The organism is Mesorhizobium sp. ORS 3428 (assembly GCF_001854785.1).
Classification (GTDB): Bacteria; Pseudomonadota; Alphaproteobacteria; order Rhizobiales; family Rhizobiaceae; genus Mesorhizobium.
In genome coordinates this window covers 1-16,060 of record NZ_MDFL01000108.1, presented here as the reverse complement: position 1 = coordinate 16,060, position 16,060 = coordinate 1, and the positions used below count along the sequence as shown (strand labels likewise).

Annotated in this window: 16 protein-coding genes and 1 pseudogene; 9 read left to right on the top strand and 8 right to left on the bottom strand. The window is 63.9% G+C overall.

Annotated elements, in window-relative coordinates:
- Positions 1-19 precede the first annotated feature (19 nt).
- The 3 genes from lysA to argH all read right to left on the bottom strand — a co-directional run bounded on the left by lysA (position 20) and on the right by argH (position 3,016).
- Positions 20-1,288, bottom strand: a complete 1,269-nt coding sequence (gene lysA, locus ORS3428_RS10375) for a diaminopimelate decarboxylase (protein ID WP_071097129.1) — start codon at positions 1,286-1,288, stop codon at positions 20-22.
- A 51-nt stretch (positions 1,289-1,339) separates the two neighbouring features.
- Positions 1,340-1,546, bottom strand: coding sequence for a lipoprotein (locus ORS3428_RS10370; protein WP_071097126.1), 207 nt, complete (start codon positions 1,544-1,546; stop codon positions 1,340-1,342).
- 69 nt (positions 1,547-1,615) lie between these two features.
- Positions 1,616-3,016: an argininosuccinate lyase gene (gene argH / locus ORS3428_RS10365; RefSeq protein ID WP_071097124.1), complete on the bottom strand. Its 1,401-nt coding sequence runs from the start codon at positions 3,014-3,016 to the stop codon at positions 1,616-1,618.
- A gap of 36 nt (positions 3,017-3,052) precedes the next feature.
- Between argH and tlpA the strand changes: the two genes are divergently transcribed.
- The 6 genes from tlpA (at position 3,053) to ORS3428_RS10335 (ending at position 9,384) form a co-directional block, all read left to right on the top strand.
- Positions 3,053-3,733, top strand: a complete 681-nt coding sequence (gene tlpA / locus ORS3428_RS10360) for a thiol:disulfide interchange protein TlpA (RefSeq protein WP_071097122.1) — start codon at positions 3,053-3,055, stop codon at positions 3,731-3,733.
- Between the two features lie 392 nt (positions 3,734-4,125).
- Positions 4,126-5,478 (top strand): extracellular solute-binding protein, encoded by a 1,353-nt coding sequence (locus ORS3428_RS10355; RefSeq protein WP_071097120.1) that lies wholly within the window; start codon positions 4,126-4,128, stop codon positions 5,476-5,478.
- A gap of 151 nt (positions 5,479-5,629) precedes the next feature.
- Positions 5,630-6,514, top strand: a complete 885-nt coding sequence (locus ORS3428_RS10350) for an ABC transporter permease subunit (RefSeq protein WP_071097118.1) — start codon at positions 5,630-5,632, stop codon at positions 6,512-6,514.
- A 7-nt stretch (positions 6,515-6,521) separates the two neighbouring features.
- A complete protein-coding gene (locus ORS3428_RS10345; protein ID WP_071097116.1) occupies positions 6,522-7,436 on the top strand; it encodes an ABC transporter permease subunit in 915 nt (304 codons plus the stop codon).
- A gap of 9 nt (positions 7,437-7,445) precedes the next feature.
- Entirely contained in the window at positions 7,446-8,546 is a 1,101-nt protein-coding gene (gene ugpC, locus ORS3428_RS10340; protein WP_071097114.1) for a sn-glycerol-3-phosphate ABC transporter ATP-binding protein UgpC, read from the top strand.
- 40 nt (positions 8,547-8,586) lie between these two features.
- Positions 8,587-9,384, top strand: a complete 798-nt coding sequence (locus ORS3428_RS10335; RefSeq protein WP_071097112.1) for a phosphodiesterase — start codon at positions 8,587-8,589, stop codon at positions 9,382-9,384.
- A gap of 62 nt (positions 9,385-9,446) precedes the next feature.
- On the opposite strand, the gene ORS3428_RS10330 is transcribed toward ORS3428_RS10335, so the two are convergent.
- The 3 genes from ORS3428_RS10330 to ORS3428_RS10320 form a co-directional block, all read right to left on the bottom strand.
- On the bottom strand, positions 9,447-10,529 hold the full coding sequence (locus ORS3428_RS10330) for an ABC transporter ATP-binding protein (RefSeq protein WP_071097109.1): 1,083 nt from the start codon (positions 10,527-10,529) through the stop codon (positions 9,447-9,449).
- Complete coding sequence (locus ORS3428_RS10325; protein WP_071097107.1) at positions 10,526-12,100, bottom strand: ABC transporter permease; 1,575 nt, start codon at positions 12,098-12,100, stop codon at positions 10,526-10,528. The genes ORS3428_RS10330 and ORS3428_RS10325 overlap by 4 nt, the downstream gene beginning before the upstream one ends.
- A gap of 160 nt (positions 12,101-12,260) precedes the next feature.
- Complete coding sequence (locus tag ORS3428_RS10320) at positions 12,261-13,268, bottom strand: iron ABC transporter substrate-binding protein (protein WP_071097105.1); 1,008 nt, start codon at positions 13,266-13,268, stop codon at positions 12,261-12,263.
- On the opposite strand from ORS3428_RS10320, the gene ORS3428_RS33255 reads away from it, so the two are divergent.
- Genes ORS3428_RS33255 through ORS3428_RS10310 form a run of 3 tightly spaced genes read left to right on the top strand, consistent with a single transcriptional unit; the run spans position 13,267 to position 14,651 of the window.
- A complete protein-coding gene (locus tag ORS3428_RS33255) occupies positions 13,267-13,434 on the top strand; it encodes a hypothetical protein (protein ID WP_157895948.1) in 168 nt (55 codons plus the stop codon). The genes ORS3428_RS10320 and ORS3428_RS33255 overlap by 2 nt on opposite strands.
- Positions 13,435-13,474: 40 nt before the next feature.
- A complete protein-coding gene (locus ORS3428_RS10315) occupies positions 13,475-14,011 on the top strand; it encodes a sigma-70 family RNA polymerase sigma factor (RefSeq protein ID WP_071097103.1) in 537 nt (178 codons plus the stop codon).
- 1 nt (position 14,012) lies between these two features.
- Positions 14,013-14,651, top strand: coding sequence for an NrsF family protein (locus ORS3428_RS10310; protein ID WP_071097100.1), 639 nt, complete (start codon positions 14,013-14,015; stop codon positions 14,649-14,651).
- Between the two features lie 205 nt (positions 14,652-14,856).
- Here the strand turns inward: ORS3428_RS10310 and ORS3428_RS10305 are convergent, their stop codons facing one another.
- Together ORS3428_RS10305 and ORS3428_RS32370 are read right to left on the bottom strand one after the other, a co-directional pair.
- Entirely contained in the window at positions 14,857-15,735 is an 879-nt protein-coding gene (locus tag ORS3428_RS10305) for a 3-hydroxybutyryl-CoA dehydrogenase (RefSeq protein ID WP_071097098.1), read from the bottom strand.
- A gap of 218 nt (positions 15,736-15,953) precedes the next feature.
- A pseudogene (locus tag ORS3428_RS32370) lies at positions 15,954-16,060 on the bottom strand (electron transfer flavoprotein subunit alpha/FixB family protein); the annotation flags it as partial.

Here is a 16,060-nt window from a genome sequence, read left to right as displayed (position 1 = left end):
CGRCTGAGCGCGACAAGCGCTATTTCAGCCAGTCCGGCAGCGAATCCAACCCGATCAATTCCTCATAGGTCTGGCGCGGGCGCACGACATGAAAACGGTCGCCGTCGACCAGAACCTCCGGCACCAGAAGCCGGGTGTTGTAAGTGCCGGCCTGCACAGCGCCATAGGCGCCTGCGGTGGCAACCGCGATCAGGTCACCCGCCTTCAGCCTGGGCAGGTCGCGGTCGAGCCCGAGGAAATCTCCGGTCTCGCAAACGGGGCCGACGACATCGACCTTCATGCGCGGCGTGGCCGCCGGCGGCTGCACCACCGGCTTGATGTCGTGGAAGGCGTCGTAGAGCGTTGGCCGCACCAGGTCGTTCATGGCGGCGTCGACGACGAGGAAGTTCTTGGCGTCGCCTTCCTTCACATAGATCACTTCCGAGACGAGGATACCGGCATTGCCGACGATAAGCCGGCCAGGCTCGAACATCACCTTCAGTCCGAGGCGGGGGACATGCTTTCTCACGATCTCGGCATAGGCGTCGGGCAACGGCGGCGGGCTGTTGTCGACACGGTAAGGAATGCCGAGGCCGCCGCCGAGATCGACATGCTCGATCTTGTGTCCGTCGGCGCGCAGCATGCCGACCAGTTCGACAAGAAGCGCGAAGGCGTCGTCGAAAGGCTGCAGCTCGGTGATCTGGCTGCCGATATGGGTGTCGATGCCGATCACCCGGATGCCGGGGAGCTCCGCCGCACGAGCATAGACCGGGCGTGCCCGCTGCCACGGAATGCCGAACTTGTTCTCCGCCTTGCCGGTGGAGATCTTCTTGTGAGTCTTCGCATCGACGTCCGGATTGATGCGCAGCGAGACCGGCGCCACCTTGCCGAGCGCCACGGCGCGCGCCGACAGCAGTTCCAGCTCCGGCTCGGATTCGACGTTGAAGCAGAGGATGCCGGCCGAGAGTGCAACGTCMATTTCCCGCGCGGTCTTACCAACGCCCGAAAACAGGATCTTGTTCGCCGGGATGCCGGCGGCCAAAGCGCGGCGCAGTTCGCCTTCCGATACCACATCGGCGCCGGCGCCCAGCCTCGCCAACGTCTTCAGCACGGACTGGTTGGAGTTCGCCTTCATGGCATAGCAGACCAGCGCGTCAAGGCCGGCAAAAGCCTCCCTGAAGACGCGGAAATGCCTGGTCAGCGTCGCGGTCGAATAGCAATAGAAGGGTGTGCCGACGCTAGCAGCGATATCGGGAATTGCGACATCTTCGGCATGGAGCACGCCGTCACGGTAGTCGAAATGGTTCACGAGAATGTTCMGGAAATTGGAGCACGATGAGATCGGACGATCTCATCGGCTCTAGAGCAAGGGGTCGAGAATGAACTTCTTGTCCTTGACCGGTTTCTCCGGCTCGGGCGGCAAAGGCTGCTTGGCCTTTTCCGCATCCTTGCGCGCCTGCACGGCCGCCTCGTAAGGCGTGTCGAGGCCGGTTTTCCTGCCGCAGGCCGTGACGGTGACAACCGCCGCCAGCAGCGCGAGCGTCACCAAAATCCTGCTTCCGGTCATCGATCCATCCGTTCGAACTGTTTTCTTGTGCTGCGCTTTTAGCCGAGTTTTCGGCGCATTGCACCTAACTCACGCTTTCGCCAAACGCTTTTTCCAGTAGCGGATCTGCTTCCTCACTTCCGACGGTGCGGTGCCACCGAAGCTGACGCGGCTCTTCACCGAATTCTGCACGGCAAGCACCGAGAAGATGTCGTCGGTGATGCCGGGATGGATCGGGCGCAGATCGTCCAGCGAGAGCTTTTCCAGCCCGACTTTCTTTTCCTCGGCGAGCGCCACGGCGCGGCCGGTGACGTGGTGGGCCTCGCGGAAGGGGAGGCCGAGATTGCGCACCAGCCAGTCGGCAAGGTCAGTTGYAGTGGCGTGGCCGGCGCCTGCCGCCTTCTTCATGGCGGTGGCGCTGACCGTCATGTCGCGCACCATGCCGGTAGTCGCCGCGAGCATCAGGTCGAGCGTCTCGGCGGCGTCGAACACTGATTCCTTGTCCTCCTGCATATCCTTGCCGTAGGTCAGYGGCATGCCCTTCATCACGGTCAGCAGGCCGACAAGGTGGCCGTTGATGCGGCCCGTCTTGCCGCGCACCAGTTCGGCGGCGTCCGGGTTCTTCTTCTGCGRCATGATCGAGGAGCCGGTGGAGAATGAGTCCGACAGCCGGATGAAGCCGAATTGYGGCGTCGACCAGATAATGATCTCCTCGGCGAGCCGCGACAGATGCGTGCCGCAGATCGCGGCGATCGAGAGGAATTCGAGGGCGAAATCGCGGTCTGACACGCTGTCGAGCGAATTGCRCATCGGCTCGCGGAAGCCGAGCGCCTTCGCCGTCATGTGACGGTCTATGCCGAAGCTGGTGCCGGCAAGGGCGGCGGCACCCAGCGGGCTTTCGTCCATCCGCTCGATGGCATCGCGGACGCGCGAGAGATCGCGGCCGAACATCTCGACATAGGCCATGCAATGATGGCCGAAGGTCACCGGCTGCGCCGCCTGCATGTGGGTGAAGCCGGGCATCACCGTTGCGGCGTGCTCCTCAGCGCGTTCCAGGAAAGCGGCGATCAGGTCCTTCAGCGCCTCAGCGACGCGCTGGCATTCTTCCTTGACCCAGAGTCTCAGATCGACGGCCACCTGATCGTTGCGCGAACGAGCGGTATGCAGGCGCCCGGCGGCCGGGCCGATCAGATCGGCAAGCCGCGCCTCGACATTCATATGGATGTCTTCGAGCTTCGTCGAGAACTCGAACTTGCCGGCCTCGATCTCTTCCAGAATCGTGTTCAGCCCGTGAGCGATTTTTTCTTGATCGGCTGCTGAAATAATGCCCGTCTGCGCCAGCATCTCGCTATGGGCGATCGATCCGCGGATGTCCTGCGCGTAGAGTTTGCGGTCAAACGAGATCGACGCGTTGATCGCTTCCATGATCGCGGCCGGACCCGAGGCAAAACGTCCGCCCCACATCTGGTTGCTGGCCTTCTTGTCGCTCATCGCTATAACCCATGCTCCGGAGCAGTTTTTAAGAAAATGGCAGACGGCAATAAATTCTTCCCGGCCCCGCGCCTCATCCTCGCAGCCCTCGTGGCTGGCGTGCTGGCCGGCGCGGTGGCGGTATATGTCAGCGAGAGCGGTTCTGGCAACAACGCCCCGCCCCAGACTGCGAGCGCCGGCGGCAAGGACGATGTCGCCTGCAAGGCCAAGGCAGAGCGGGCCAAGCAGGTTGCCGCGAAAGYCGTCGGCCAGGTCGCGGCGCTGCAGCCGGCGGATCCGCCGCAGTCGCTGAAGAGCCTTGCCTTCAACGGTCCCGACGGCAAGYCGATGACGATCGCCGACCACGCCGGCAAGACCGTACTGCTCAATCTCTGGGCGACGTGGTGCGCGCCCTGCCGCGCCGAAATGCCGGCGCTCGACGCGCTGCAGAAGGAAAAGGGCAGCAACGCCTTCGAGGTCGTCGCGGTCAATGTCGACACCGGCGACGACGCCAAGCCGAAAAAGTTCCTCAAGGAGATCGGCATCGAGACGCTCGCCTACTACCGGGATGCGACGATGGGCCTGTTCAATGAGGCCAAGAAGCGCGGCCTTGCGCTCGGCCTGCCGGTCACCATGCTGATCGACGGCGAGGGCTGCCTGATCGCGCATATGAACGGCCCCGCGGAATGGTCGAGCCCCGACGCCAAGCGACTGGTGGAAGCCGCACTCGGACCGTGACGAACGGAAGGCCGGCGGGGCGCGCCGCCGACCTCTCTCTGCGCGGACGCTGACGGCGAGCGCTCGCTGTCGCGGGCCGTCCCGCATCGCCTGGCGTTCGGCGACCGGCACATGGGTCAATTGCGGGGCAAGCATGTCGTTTGCGGGACAAGCATGTCGTTCGCCTAAATTTAGCCGGTTAACGGCGGGTGGTCTTTGCGCCGTTTTTGCTACCCTAGCTTCCTAGACCGCCGACATGACATTTTCATGTGGCGCGACCGCCGAGGGGGAGGAGAGACTGGCTGTCCACAAGGCCGCAAAAGCCACAACAGAACTGTCACATACCTTCTCTAAGAGAGCGGGCAAGGACTTGCGCAAAACCTTGWCAAACTGCCACTCAAGAGGGAAAAGCTATGACGATCATCAAGCGGGGCCTCGCTGCCCTTGCCGCCGGCGCGCTCAGCACCGCGCTTGCGGTTCCTGCCTTTGCAGAGCYGGTTAAATTCGATTTCTGGTTTGGCCTGTCGGGCGATCTCGCCCGCGTCGTCGACACGCTGTGCAAGAACTTCAACGACTCGCAGTCCGACTACCAGGTGGTGTGCACCAGCCAGGGCAATTACGACGCCACGCTGCAGAACACCATCGCCGCCTTCCGCGCCGGCAAGCAGCCCACCGTCGTCCAGGTCTATGACGTCGGCACCGCCACCATGATGTTGTCGGGCGCCTACAAGCCCGCCGACAAGCTGATGGAGGAAAACGGCTACAAGATCGACTACAGCGATTATTTCCCCGGCATTGCCCGCTACTATGCGACGTCCAAGGGCGAGATGCTGTCGTTCCCGTTCAATTCGTCCACGGCGCTGATGTACTGGAACAAGGACGCCTTCGCCAAGATCGGCAAGACCGAAGCGCCGAAGACCTGGGAAGACGTCGGCGCCGACCTCAAGGCGCTGAAGGACGCCGGCTATGATTGCCCGATGGCGATCAACATCTCCGGCAACGAAAGCTGGCAGCTGATGGAGCAGTTCTCGGCCATCCACAACCAGCCGATCGCCACCAAGAACAACGGCTATGACGGCCTCGACGCCCGCCTGGAGATGAACAAGACCAAGTTCGTCCAGTACGTCACCGACCTGAAGAAGTGGTATGACGACGGCCTGATCAAGATCAAGTCGAAGGACCTCGGCCAGGATATGGTGCAGGCCTTCGCCACCGGCACCTGCCAGGTCATCATGACCTCGGTCGGTGACCACGGCACCGTCGGCAAGACCCAGAAGCAAGGCATGAACTGGGATGTCGCCGAGCTGCCGGTCTATGCCGGCACCGAGCGCAAGAACTCACTGGTCGGCGGCGCTTCGCTGTGGGTGCTCTCCGGCAAGTCGGACGCTGAATACAAGGGCGCAGCCGCCTTCCTCAACTTCATCCACGACCCCAAGACCGCGTTGTTCTGGTCGACCAACACCGGCTACATTCCGGTGACGAAGTCCGGCTTCGAATACATGAAGGCCAACGGTTTCTACGACAAGGCGCCCTACAAGGGTCGTGAAGTGGCGATCGAAAGCCTGACCGCCTCGGAGCCGACMGAAATCACCCGCGGCATCCGCCTCGGCAACTTCACCCAGATCCGCGCCGAGTTCGGCACGCAGATGCAGGCGATCTTCGCCAACAAGGTCAGCGTGAAGGACGGTATCGACGCGCTGGTAAAGAACGGCGACGCCATCCTCGACCGCTTCCAGCAGACCTACCCCAACAAGACGCTGCCCTAAGCATTGTAGACATATCGAGGCCGCCCGCCGATTTCTTGTCAGCGTGATCCTTCCCGAAAACCGGGTTGCGACTTTTCGAGATCATGCTTCAATCGGCGGGAGGCCGCTTCCCGTCCAACCATAGGCTGGCYGCGCCTGCGGCGTCGGATCGATGGAAAAACGCGTCACCTTCGGCAAATGGACGATCGGCATCCTGTTCGCGGTGCCGCAGCTGATCCTGATCTTCACCTTCTTCTACTGGCCGGCCGGACAGGCGGTCTACTGGTCGCTGACGCTGCAGCAGCCCTGGGGCGGCGGCAACATCTGGGTCGGGCTCGACAATTTCCGCTCGATCCTCGCCAATGCCGACTACTGGAATTCGATCACCGCCAGCCTGGTTTTCGCCGCGATCAGCACCRGCCTTGCCATGATCATCGCGCTGGTGCTCGCCACCTTGACCGACCGCCAGCTTGCCGGCTCGCGGCTCTACCGCGTCGTGCTGATCTGGCCCTACGGCATCGCGGCTCCTGCGCTGGCGATGGCATTCCGCTTCATTCTGGCGCCGGAAGCCGGCTTCATGGCCGCCGTCAACAAGTTCTGGCCGGGCTTCTGGGATCCGGGCCTCAACGGCGCCGACGCCATGGCCTCCGTCATCATCGCGTTCTCGTGGAAATATGTCGGCTATAATTTCATCTTCTTCCTCGCCGCCCTGCAGGCCATCCCGCGCTCGCTGATCGAGGCGGCGGCGATGGACGGCTCAGGCGTCGTGCGCCGCTTCTGGGACATCCAGTTCCCGCTGATCACGCCGACGATCTTCTTCCTCCTGGTCATCAACATCACCGAGAGCTTCCAGGACTCCTTCGGCATTGTCGACATCATGACCGCCGGCGGTCCGGCGAACGCGACCAACCTGATGGTCTACAAGATCTATTCCGACGGCTTCAAAGGCCTCGACTATTCAGGCGCCGCCGCGCAGAGCATCATCCTCATGCTGCTGATCATCCTGCTGACCATCGTCCAGTTCCGCTTCATCGAGCGGCGCGTGCATTATCGCTGAGGCGGCCATGGTCGAGCRCACCCCGATTCTGAATTTCTTCACGCATCTCATCCTGTTCGCCGKCTTCGTTTTCTGCGTGGCGCCTTTCGTCATCGTGGCGATCGCCGCCTCGCACAATCTGAAGGACGTCAACGATGTGCCGATGTCGCTGCTGCCGGGCAGCGACTTCCTCGTCAACATCAAGACGGCTTGGACGACGGCCGATCTCGGCCCGAAGCTGCTCAACAGCTTCATCATGGCGGCGGGCGTCGCCGCCGGCAAAGTGATCATCTCGGCGCTCACCGCCTTCTCGATCGTCTATTTCCGCTATCCCGGGCGCATGCTGATCTTCTGGCTGATCTTCGTCACGCTGATGCTGCCGCTCGAAGTGCGCATCGTGCCGACCTATGCGGTGGTCGCCAATGTGCTGTCGCCCTATCAGGCGATCATGGACGTGACCGGGATTTCCTGGCTCATTGAGAAAGTGACCGGCGTGCAGGTCTCGCTCAGCCTCGGGCTGCTCAATTCCTACACCGGTCTGATCATGCCGCTGATCGCCACCGCCACCGGCACTTTCCTCTACCGCCAGTTCTTCCTGACGGTGCCTGACGAATTGACCGAGGCCGCGCGTATGGACGGCGCCGGCGCGCTGCGCTTCTTCATCGACATCCTCTTGCCGCTGTCGCGCAACAACATGGCGGCGCTCGGTACCATCATGTTCCTGTGGGCGTGGAACCAATATCTTTGGCCCCTGCTGATCACCACGGATCAGTCGCGTGCGACGGCGGTGACGGAGCTCAAGCAGCTTATCCCCAATGTCGGCGGCGCTCCGGAATGGCATATCGCCATGGCCGGCACGCTGATCGTCATGCTGCCGCCGCTGATCGTCGTGGTGCTGATGCAGCGCTGGTTCGTGCGCGRCCTGATCGCCACCGAAAAATAGGAGACACAAATGGCCTCCATCACCATCCGTGACGTCAGGAAGAGCTACGCCAAGATGCAGGTCGTGCATGGCGTCAATCTCGACATCGCGTCGGGCGAGTTCGTCGTCATCCTCGGCCCGTCGGGCTGCGGCAAGTCCACGCTGCTGCGGATGATCGCAGGGCTTGAGGAAATCTCCGACGGCACGATCGCCATCGACGGCACGGTGGTCAACAAGCTCGAGCCGYGCGAGCGCGGCTGCGCCATGGTGTTCCAGAACTACGCGCTCTATCCGCATATGAGCGTGGCGCAGAACATCGGCTATTCGCTGAAGGTGGCCGGCGTTCCAGCCGCTGAACGCACCCAGCGCATCCAGGCGGTCGCGCGCATCCTGGAGCTCGAGCATCTGCTCGACCGCAAGCCGATGGCGCTTTCGGGCGGCCAGCGCCAGCGGGTCGCGATGGGGCGGGCTATGATCCGCGAGCCGAAGGTCTTCCTCTTCGATGAGCCGCTCTCCAACCTTGACGCCAAGCTGCGCGTGCAGATGCGTTCGGAGATCCGCAAGCTGCACAGGCGGCTCAACGCCACCTCCGTATTCGTCACCCACGACCAGGTCGAGGCGATGACGCTCGCCGACCGGCTGGTGGTGATGAATGGCGGCCGCGTCGAGCAGGTCGGCACGCCGGCACAAGTATACAGCCGGCCGGCAAGCCGCTTCGTGGCGACCTTCGTCGGCGCGCCGGCGATGAACATGCTCGAAGGGACCGTCACGCTCGAGGGCGTGTCGCTGCTCGGCGACAGCCGCAAGCTCAATGTGTCACGCGCCGGCCTGCCGGTCGGCGCGAAGGTCGCGGTGGGCATYCGGCCCGAGGCCGTGCGCATGGTGGCGCCGGGAACGCCCGGCGCGCTCGCCGCGACCGTGGACCTGGTGGAGGAGCTTGGAGCAGGCCGGGTCATCTATGTCGATCTCGACGGCGCGCCGTTCTCGGTGGTGACCTCCGAGACCGTCCACCCCGAGCCGGGCAGCGCCATCGGCCTGCAGTTCGCGGAAAGCGACCTGCATTTCTTCTCCTCGGACAGCGGAAGCCGGCTCGACGTGTTCAAGGCTTCGGTGCCGGAGCCGGCCCTGTAATCGCCGAGGCAGCCCGCCCAAATTCGCAAGAGGATACGGAATGAAGATCATACAAGTTACCGACGTCCATCTGGGCCGTCGGGGCGAGGTCCGCTTTGGCGCAAACCTGCATGAGCGGCTCGACCGCTGCATCGACCACATCAACGCCCGCCATGGCGATGCGGCGCTCTGCATCTTCACCGGCGACCTGACCGAGTCCGGCGAAGCGGAAAGCTATGCCGATCTGAAAACGGCGCTCAGCCGGCTCTCAGTGCCGTACCGGCTGCTGCCCGGAAACCACGACCGCCGCGCCAACCTCATCGCCGCCTTTCCGGAAAACGGAACCGACGGCAACGGCTTCGTRCAATCGGTCTTCGACACGCCTAAGGGGCGGCTGCTCTTCCTCGACAGCCTGGYGGAAGGCCGCGTCACCGGGGAACTGTGCGACGACCGGCTTGCGTGGCTGGACGCGCGCCTTGCCGAGGTGGCAGGCAAGTCAACCTTTCTCTTCCTGCATCACCCGCCGGTGGAGCTCGGCCTGACCATCCTTGATCCGCTTGCCCTCGAACAGCCGCAGAGGCTGCTCGATGTGCTCGCAAGCCACGGCAATGTCCGCTACATCTTCTTCGGCCATGTCCATCGCGACATTGCCGGCACGGTCGCCGGCATCCCGTTCGCGGCCCAGCGCGGCCTGCACGCCCGCTTCATGCTCGACCTCGTGGGCGACGAGGTGGTCGAGCAGGCGCCGCCCGCCTATTCGATCATCCTGATCGACGGGCAGCGCGTCATCGTGCACAGCCATGATTTCCTGGAGAGCTGGCCGCTCTGGTCGCCAGCGACCGGCGCGCGGGTTCGCTAAGGCGTGTCGATACTCAGCTGATGCCGRCCTGACCTGAATCTCAACCGCTTTGGCCTGGAGGCTCAGGCAAACACATGCGCCTTGCCGGAGACGGTGAGGCGCACGATCTCGCCGATCGCCGGCGCRTCCATGCCTGTCCTGCGCAGGATGAGCGGCGTGTTGCCGATCGCGGCTGCCTCCGGCGGATCCGGGCTGTTGAGCAGCCGCACCGCGATGGTGCAGACCGAGCCGGCGAATTCGGAATCGGTCACTTCGCCGAAAAGCATGTCCGGCGTTCCCGACATGCCTTCGCGCGAGGTCCGCTTGAGCAGCACCTGCTCGGGCCTCAGCATGATGCGGGCGACGTCGCGCCGCTCGGCCGTGTCGACGGCGATGCGGCCGAGCGGCGAGATGGCAAAGCCGTCAGCGATCTTCGCCGACAGGATGATGGCGTCGCCGAGGAACTCGGCAACCATCCTGTCCCGGGGCTGGAAATAGAGCTCGCGCGGCGTGCCGACCTGCGAGAACAGGCCGTCGCGCATGACCGCCACCTGGCTGGCGAAGGACAGCGCCTCGGCCTGGTCGTGCGTGACCAGGATGGTGGTGATGCCGGCATCCTCAAGAAGCTCGGCCACCGCCTTGCGCATCGAGGCACGAAGCCCGGTGTCGAGCGCCGAGAACGGCTCGTCGAGCAGCATCAGCCTCGGCTTCATGGCCATGGCGCGCGCAAGCGCCACGCGCTGCTGCTGGCCGCCAGAGAGCTCGTGCGGGCGACGCTTGAGGATCGCCTTGTCCAGCCCGACGATATAGGCGAGCTCGACGATGCGTTCTGYGCGCTTATCCTCGCCGCGCGCCATGCCGAAGCCGATATTCTCGGCGATGGTGAGATGCGGGAACAGGGCCCCATCCTGGGCGACCACGCCGATGCCGCGACGATGCGCCGGCACGGCGGTGTGGCCATTCGCCAGCACCTTGCCGTCGAGCGCGATGCGGCCGCGGTCAGGCGCCTCGAAGCCGGCGATCAATCTCAGCAAGGTGGTCTTGCCGCAGCCGGACGGGCCGACGATCGCAGTGCGGCTGCCGCTTTCGACCTTGAGGTCGACGCCGGCCAGCGCCGCCACCGGGCCATAATGTTTCGCCACGCCGCTGAGTTCAAGGAAGCTCATCGCCCGGCCATCCGCTTCGACTGGACATAGAGCAGCCAGGTCATCGGCAGCGACATCGCAACCATGATCAGGGCATAGGGCGCGGCGGAGGCGTAGTCGATCTCGCCGCTATAGGACCAGAACGCCATCGCCAGCGTGCGGGTGCCGTTCGGCGCCAGCATCTGGGTGGCGGTCAGCTCGTTGGTGATGCCGAGCGCTACCATCGCCATGCCCGCCGCGGCACCGGGCGCCGACAGTCTGATCGTCGTCGCCCACAGCGCCTTGAGCGGCGGGCGGCCAAGGCTGGAAGCGGCGCGCTCGAGCTCCACCGGCGCCTGCGCGATCGAGGCGCGGAGGCTGACCAGCGCGCGCGGCAGGAACATCAGCGCATAGCCGAAAAGGATCGTGAAGAGCGTCTGATAAAGCGGCAAGGCGATGCGCACGGTGATGGTCACCAGCGCCAGCGCGATGAYGACACCCGGCAGCGACCCGACGATGTAGTTGCAGCTCTCGAGCAGGCGCTGCAAGCGGCCCGGCGCGCGGATCGAAATCCAGGCCATCGGCATGGCGGCGATGGTGGCAAGCAGGGCGCCGGCGATGGCGAGGAACAGCGTCTGACCGAGCGCCAGGCCGATCTCGTCCCAGCGCCAGACCTCGCTGCCGCCGGCGAGCAGCCAGCGGCCGACGGTCACGAAGGGCACACCGAGCGTGAGCAGCGCGGTGCCAACGGGCAGCAGCAGGCAGGGCAGCGTGGCGCGGCCGAGCCGGGCGCGCTCCTGTTGGCGTGCCGCGCCGGAGCCGACGCGCGCATAGCGCTCCTCGCCGCGCACGATCACTTCGACTGTCAGGAGCACGAAGCAGCAGGCTACCAGAACGGCGGCGAGCATGTTGGCTGCCGGGCCGTTGAAGGTCGACTGGAACTGGTCGACGATCGCGGTCGTGAAGGTGTCGAAGCGGATGAAAACATAGAGGCCGTATTCGGCAAGCAGATGCAGGCCGACCAGCAGCGAGCCACCACAGACGGCCAGCTTCAGCTGCGGCAGCACGACGCGCGCGAAGACGCGCCAGGGGCCGAGGCCAAGGGCAGCCGCGGCATCTTCGAGGGCCGGATCGAGCCGGCGCAGCGCCGCCGCGATCGGCAAATAGAGGAAGGGAAAATAGGCGATGACCGAAATGAGGACGCCTGCCCAGAGCCCATGCAGGCCCGGCACCAGGCTGATCCAGGCGTAGCTGTGGACGAAGGCCGGGATGGCCAGCGGCGCGACAGACAGCCACGACMACAAACGACTGCCGGGYAGGTCGCTGCGCTCTGTCAGCCAGGCGAGYGCCACCGACAGCACAATGGCGACCGGTACCGACACGACGACAAGCAGGATAGTGTTGACCAGAAGCTCGCCGACGCGATCACGGAAGATGAGCGCCAGCACCGTTTCCCAACCGGTCTGGATCGCAGTCCAGACGATGAAGGCCAGCGGCAGCAGCGCGATCAGCGAGACCAGGACAGCGGCRAGCGTGATCCAGGACACGGGCTGCCGGCTCTGCCGAGCGACAGCCGGCAGTTCTGAACGTGCAAGGTCGATCGCAGACGCCATCAGTCCGATTGTGCCGACTGGAAGCGGTCTGATGAACTGCGGATGCGGTCGGAAACGCAGATGATCGTCATCGACGAGGCCATCTCCAAAACAAAAGCGCCCCCGCGGAAAGCGAATTCCCGCAGGAGCACGGTCGGTGTCCTTTTAGGACGAACGCGAACTAAAGCAAGCCGGCTTGCGTCATCAGGTCGATGACCTTCTTGGAGTTCAGCGTCGCCGGATCGACTTTCGGCGCCTGCAGGTCGGCCAGCGGCACCAGCTTCGGGTTGGATTCCGCCCCCTTGCCGATCGCGTATTCATAGGACGTGCCGGTCTTCAAGACCTCCTGGCCGCCCTTGCCGGTGACCCACTTCAAGAATGCCTGGGCCTCCTTCTGATGCTTGCTCGAAGCCAGCACACCGCCGCCGGAGATCGACACGAATGCACCCGGGTCCTGGTTCTTGAAATAGTACTGGCCGACATTCTTGCTGTTCTCGCCGGTCTTGGCCTGATCGCCGATATAGTAATAGTGGTAGATCACGCCGCCATCGATCTCGCCGGCATTGACCGCCTTCAACACCGTGTTGTTGCCCTTGTAAGCGGTGAAGTTCTGCTTCATCGCCTTCAGCCAGTCGACAGTCGCAGCCTCGCCCTTGAGCTCGAGCAGCGCRCTGACGATGGCCTGGAAATCGGCGCCGGACGGCGAGGCGGCCCAACGGCCCTTCYAGCTCGGATCRGCGAGGTCGAGCAGCGACTTGGGCAGCTGGTCTTCCTTGAGCTTGTCCTTGTTGTAAACAAAGACCGTGCTGCGCGCGGCCACGCCCACCCACTTGCCGCTCGATGGCTGGTATTCCTGCGGCACCTGCGCCAGCGTCTCGGCATCGACCGGCGCGAACAGGCCGGCCCGCTCGACCAGCGCCATCGCCGGCGAATTCTCGGTCAGGAATACGTCGGCCGGCGAAGCGGCGCCTTCGGCGACGATCTGGTTGGAAAAGTCGCTGTCGCCGCCATTGCGCAGCGTGACCTTGATGCCGGTTTCCTTGGTGAAGCCTTTCGCCCATTCCTTGGCGAGGCTTTCATGCTGGGCGTTGTAGACGATGATGCCTGCATCCTCGGCGTTTGCCGGGCCGGCAATCAGGCCGAGCGACAGGGCGGCGGCGCCGGCGAGGGTAGAAAAGGCAAGTTTCATGGGCATCGTCCTCAAATCTGGAGACAAGGGTTCAGGCACGGACGTCACCTATCAATACCTGATTGGCATAGTCAACATTCTGGCACTGCTTCAATCGGTCGCCGCGCCGCAAACTTTCGTGATTTTCCGGCACTTTGGCTTGGACATTATTTCGCCGGCCACGTAACAAACCAGGGCCGAGACGCGAACATCGGGGGTGAACTCTTGTGACCGGCAAGGATGAAGCCGAGCTCTCCCGGCTGCTCAGGGCCGCGCTCGCGGGAGACGAAAAGGCTTATGCCGACTTTCTTCACCGGATAGCCGCCGTCGTTCGCGRCTTCGTCCGGCGCAAGATCGTTCAGGGCGGGGTCGACCCCGAGGATGTCGTGCAGGAAACCTTGCTGGCCATTCATGTGAAACGGCACACCTGGCGCGAGGACGCTGCGGTTCTTCCCTGGGTCTACGCGATCGCCCGCTTCAAGCTGATCGATGCCTTCCGCAGGCGGGGCCGACGCATCGAGGTCGAGATCGACGAGATCGCAGAGACTTTCGCCGAGCCGGAAGCCGAGACGGTGAGCGAGCGCGACATAAACCGCGCTCTAGACGGCCTGCCGCCGTCGCAGCGCTCCGTGGTTTCGGCGATTTCGGTCGACGGCCGCTCGATCGGCGAGACGGCGGCGAAGCTCGGCATCAGCGAGACGGCGGTGCGCGTGTCGCTGCATCGCGGGCTTGCCGCGATCGCCAAAAGGTTCGGACGACAGTGATATGAGAACCGAGGACTTGATCAAGGCGCTCGACRCCGATGCCGGCAGCAAGGCGATGCCGCTGGGCAGGGCCTGGTGGCTGGCCGTGGGCGCGGCGGCGGTGGTCGCGGCCGTGGTCTTTTTGATGACTATCGGCCCGCGCCCCGACATCATGTTTGCCATGCACACGGTGCGCTTCCTGTCGAAGTTCGTCTTCACGCTGGTGCTCACCGTGAGTGCCTTCGCCCTGATCGGGGCGCTCTCGACACCTGGGGCGGCGAGCGGGCGGGCGAGAATTTGGATGGCCGCCGCACCCGTGCTTGTTGCGATCGCGGTGATGCTGGAGCTTTTCGTCGTGCCCGAAGCCGACTGGGGGAGGCGGCTCGTCGGCTCCAACTCGATCATCTGCATGACCTTCATTCCGCTGATCGGCATTGGTCCTCTGGCGATTTTCCTGGGCGTGCTGCGTTATGGCGCGCCGACACGACCCGTGCTTGCCGGGGCGGTCGCCGGCCTGCTTGCCGGCGGGCTGGCGGCAACGTTCTACGCCGCGCACTGCACCGACGATTCGCCGCTGTTCGTCGCCACCTGGTACACGATCGCCATCACCTTTCTCACTGCGCTCGGCGCCGCAGGCGGGCGGCTTTTCGTCCGCTGGTAGGGTAAACCTTTGTTTTGATGCATGTCGTTCCCCCAAAACCGCTGCGCACTTTTGGGGCGACATGAATTAGCGGAGGGGTCGCCGCCCGCGCAGCCATGAGGCGGACCGGGCGCATCTTGCCGGGAACGAAAGTTCAAAGGAGGAGGTAACGCCTCTACTGTCTCGGCACCGTGAAGCCGCGGCAGAGCGCGTGCAATCACGAAGCTTAGCGCGTCGGCACCGGATGGTCGCCGCGATAGTCGTAAAAGCCACGGCCGGTCTTGCGGCCAAGCCAGCCGGCCTCGACATATTTCACCAGCAGCGGGCAGGGGCGGTATTTCGAGTCCGAAAGCCCTTCATGCAGCACCTGCATGATCGACAGGCAGGTGTCGAGGCCGATGAAGTCGGCGAGCTGCAGCGGTCCCATCGGATGGTTTGCGCCAAGCCGCATGGCGGTGTCGATGRCATCGACCGTGCCGACGCCCTCATAGAGCGTGTAGATCGCCTCGTTGATCATCGGCAGGAGGATGCGGTTGACGATGAAGGCCGGGAAATCCTCGGAAACGGTGATCGTCTTGTCGAGTTGATTGACGAAGGCCTTGGCCACCTCGAAGGTCTTGTCCTCGGTGGCGATGCCGCGCACCAGCTCGACCAGCTTCATCACCGGCACCGGGTTCATGAAATGTAYGCCGATGAAGCGCTCCGGCCGGTCGGTCTGCGCGGCAAGCCGGGTGATCGAGATCGACGACGTATTGGTGGCCAGAATTGCTTCCGGATTTAGCTGCGGGCAGAGCTGGGCGTAGATCTTGCGCTTGACCGTCTCGTCCTCGGTCGCCGCCTCGATCACGAGGTCGGCAGCGGCAAGATCGGCCATGGCCGAGGCAGCCGAGATGCGTCCCATCGCTTCGGTGCGAGCCTTCTCCTCGAGTTTTCCGGAACCGACCTGGCGGGCCATGTTGCCGCTGATGGTGGCGATGCCCTTCTCGATGCGGTCGGAGGAGATGTCGTGGACCAGGACCTTGTAGCCGGCCAGTGCCGAGACGTGGGCGATACCGCCCCCCATTTGACCCGCGCCGACAATGCCGATCGTCTCGATCTTGCTCATTACCCCGATCCCGTCTGGAGCTTCTTCCGCTTCTCCGAAGTGCGGAAAACGCTCCCATCTCTTTGCTTCCCGCAATTCCGGACGGAAAACCGCCACGCGRCTTTCCCCGAACTTGCTTTAAGCCTTCCTAGCCTGCTTTTTGTGCAGCGCAAACTAAAAGGGCGGGGCGACTTCGTCTACCCCACCCTTCGGATTTTAATATGCCTTGGCAGAAGGCGTCAAAGCGCCTTTTGCAGCTCCGGCAGGATGACGAAGAGATCGCCGACCAGGCCGTAGTCGGCAACCTGGAAGATCGGCGCTTCCTCGTCCTTGTTGATGGCGACGA

Excerpts from the sequence above, each read along its gene's own strand:
- ORS3428_RS33255 (WP_157895948.1), top strand. The coding sequence starts at position 13,267 with ATGGGCATCGTCCTCAAATCTGGAGACAAGGGTTCAGGCACGGACGTC.
- ORS3428_RS10370 (WP_071097126.1), bottom strand. The coding sequence starts at position 1,546 with ATGACCGGAAGCAGGATTTTGGTGACGCTCGCGCTGCTGGCGGCGGTT.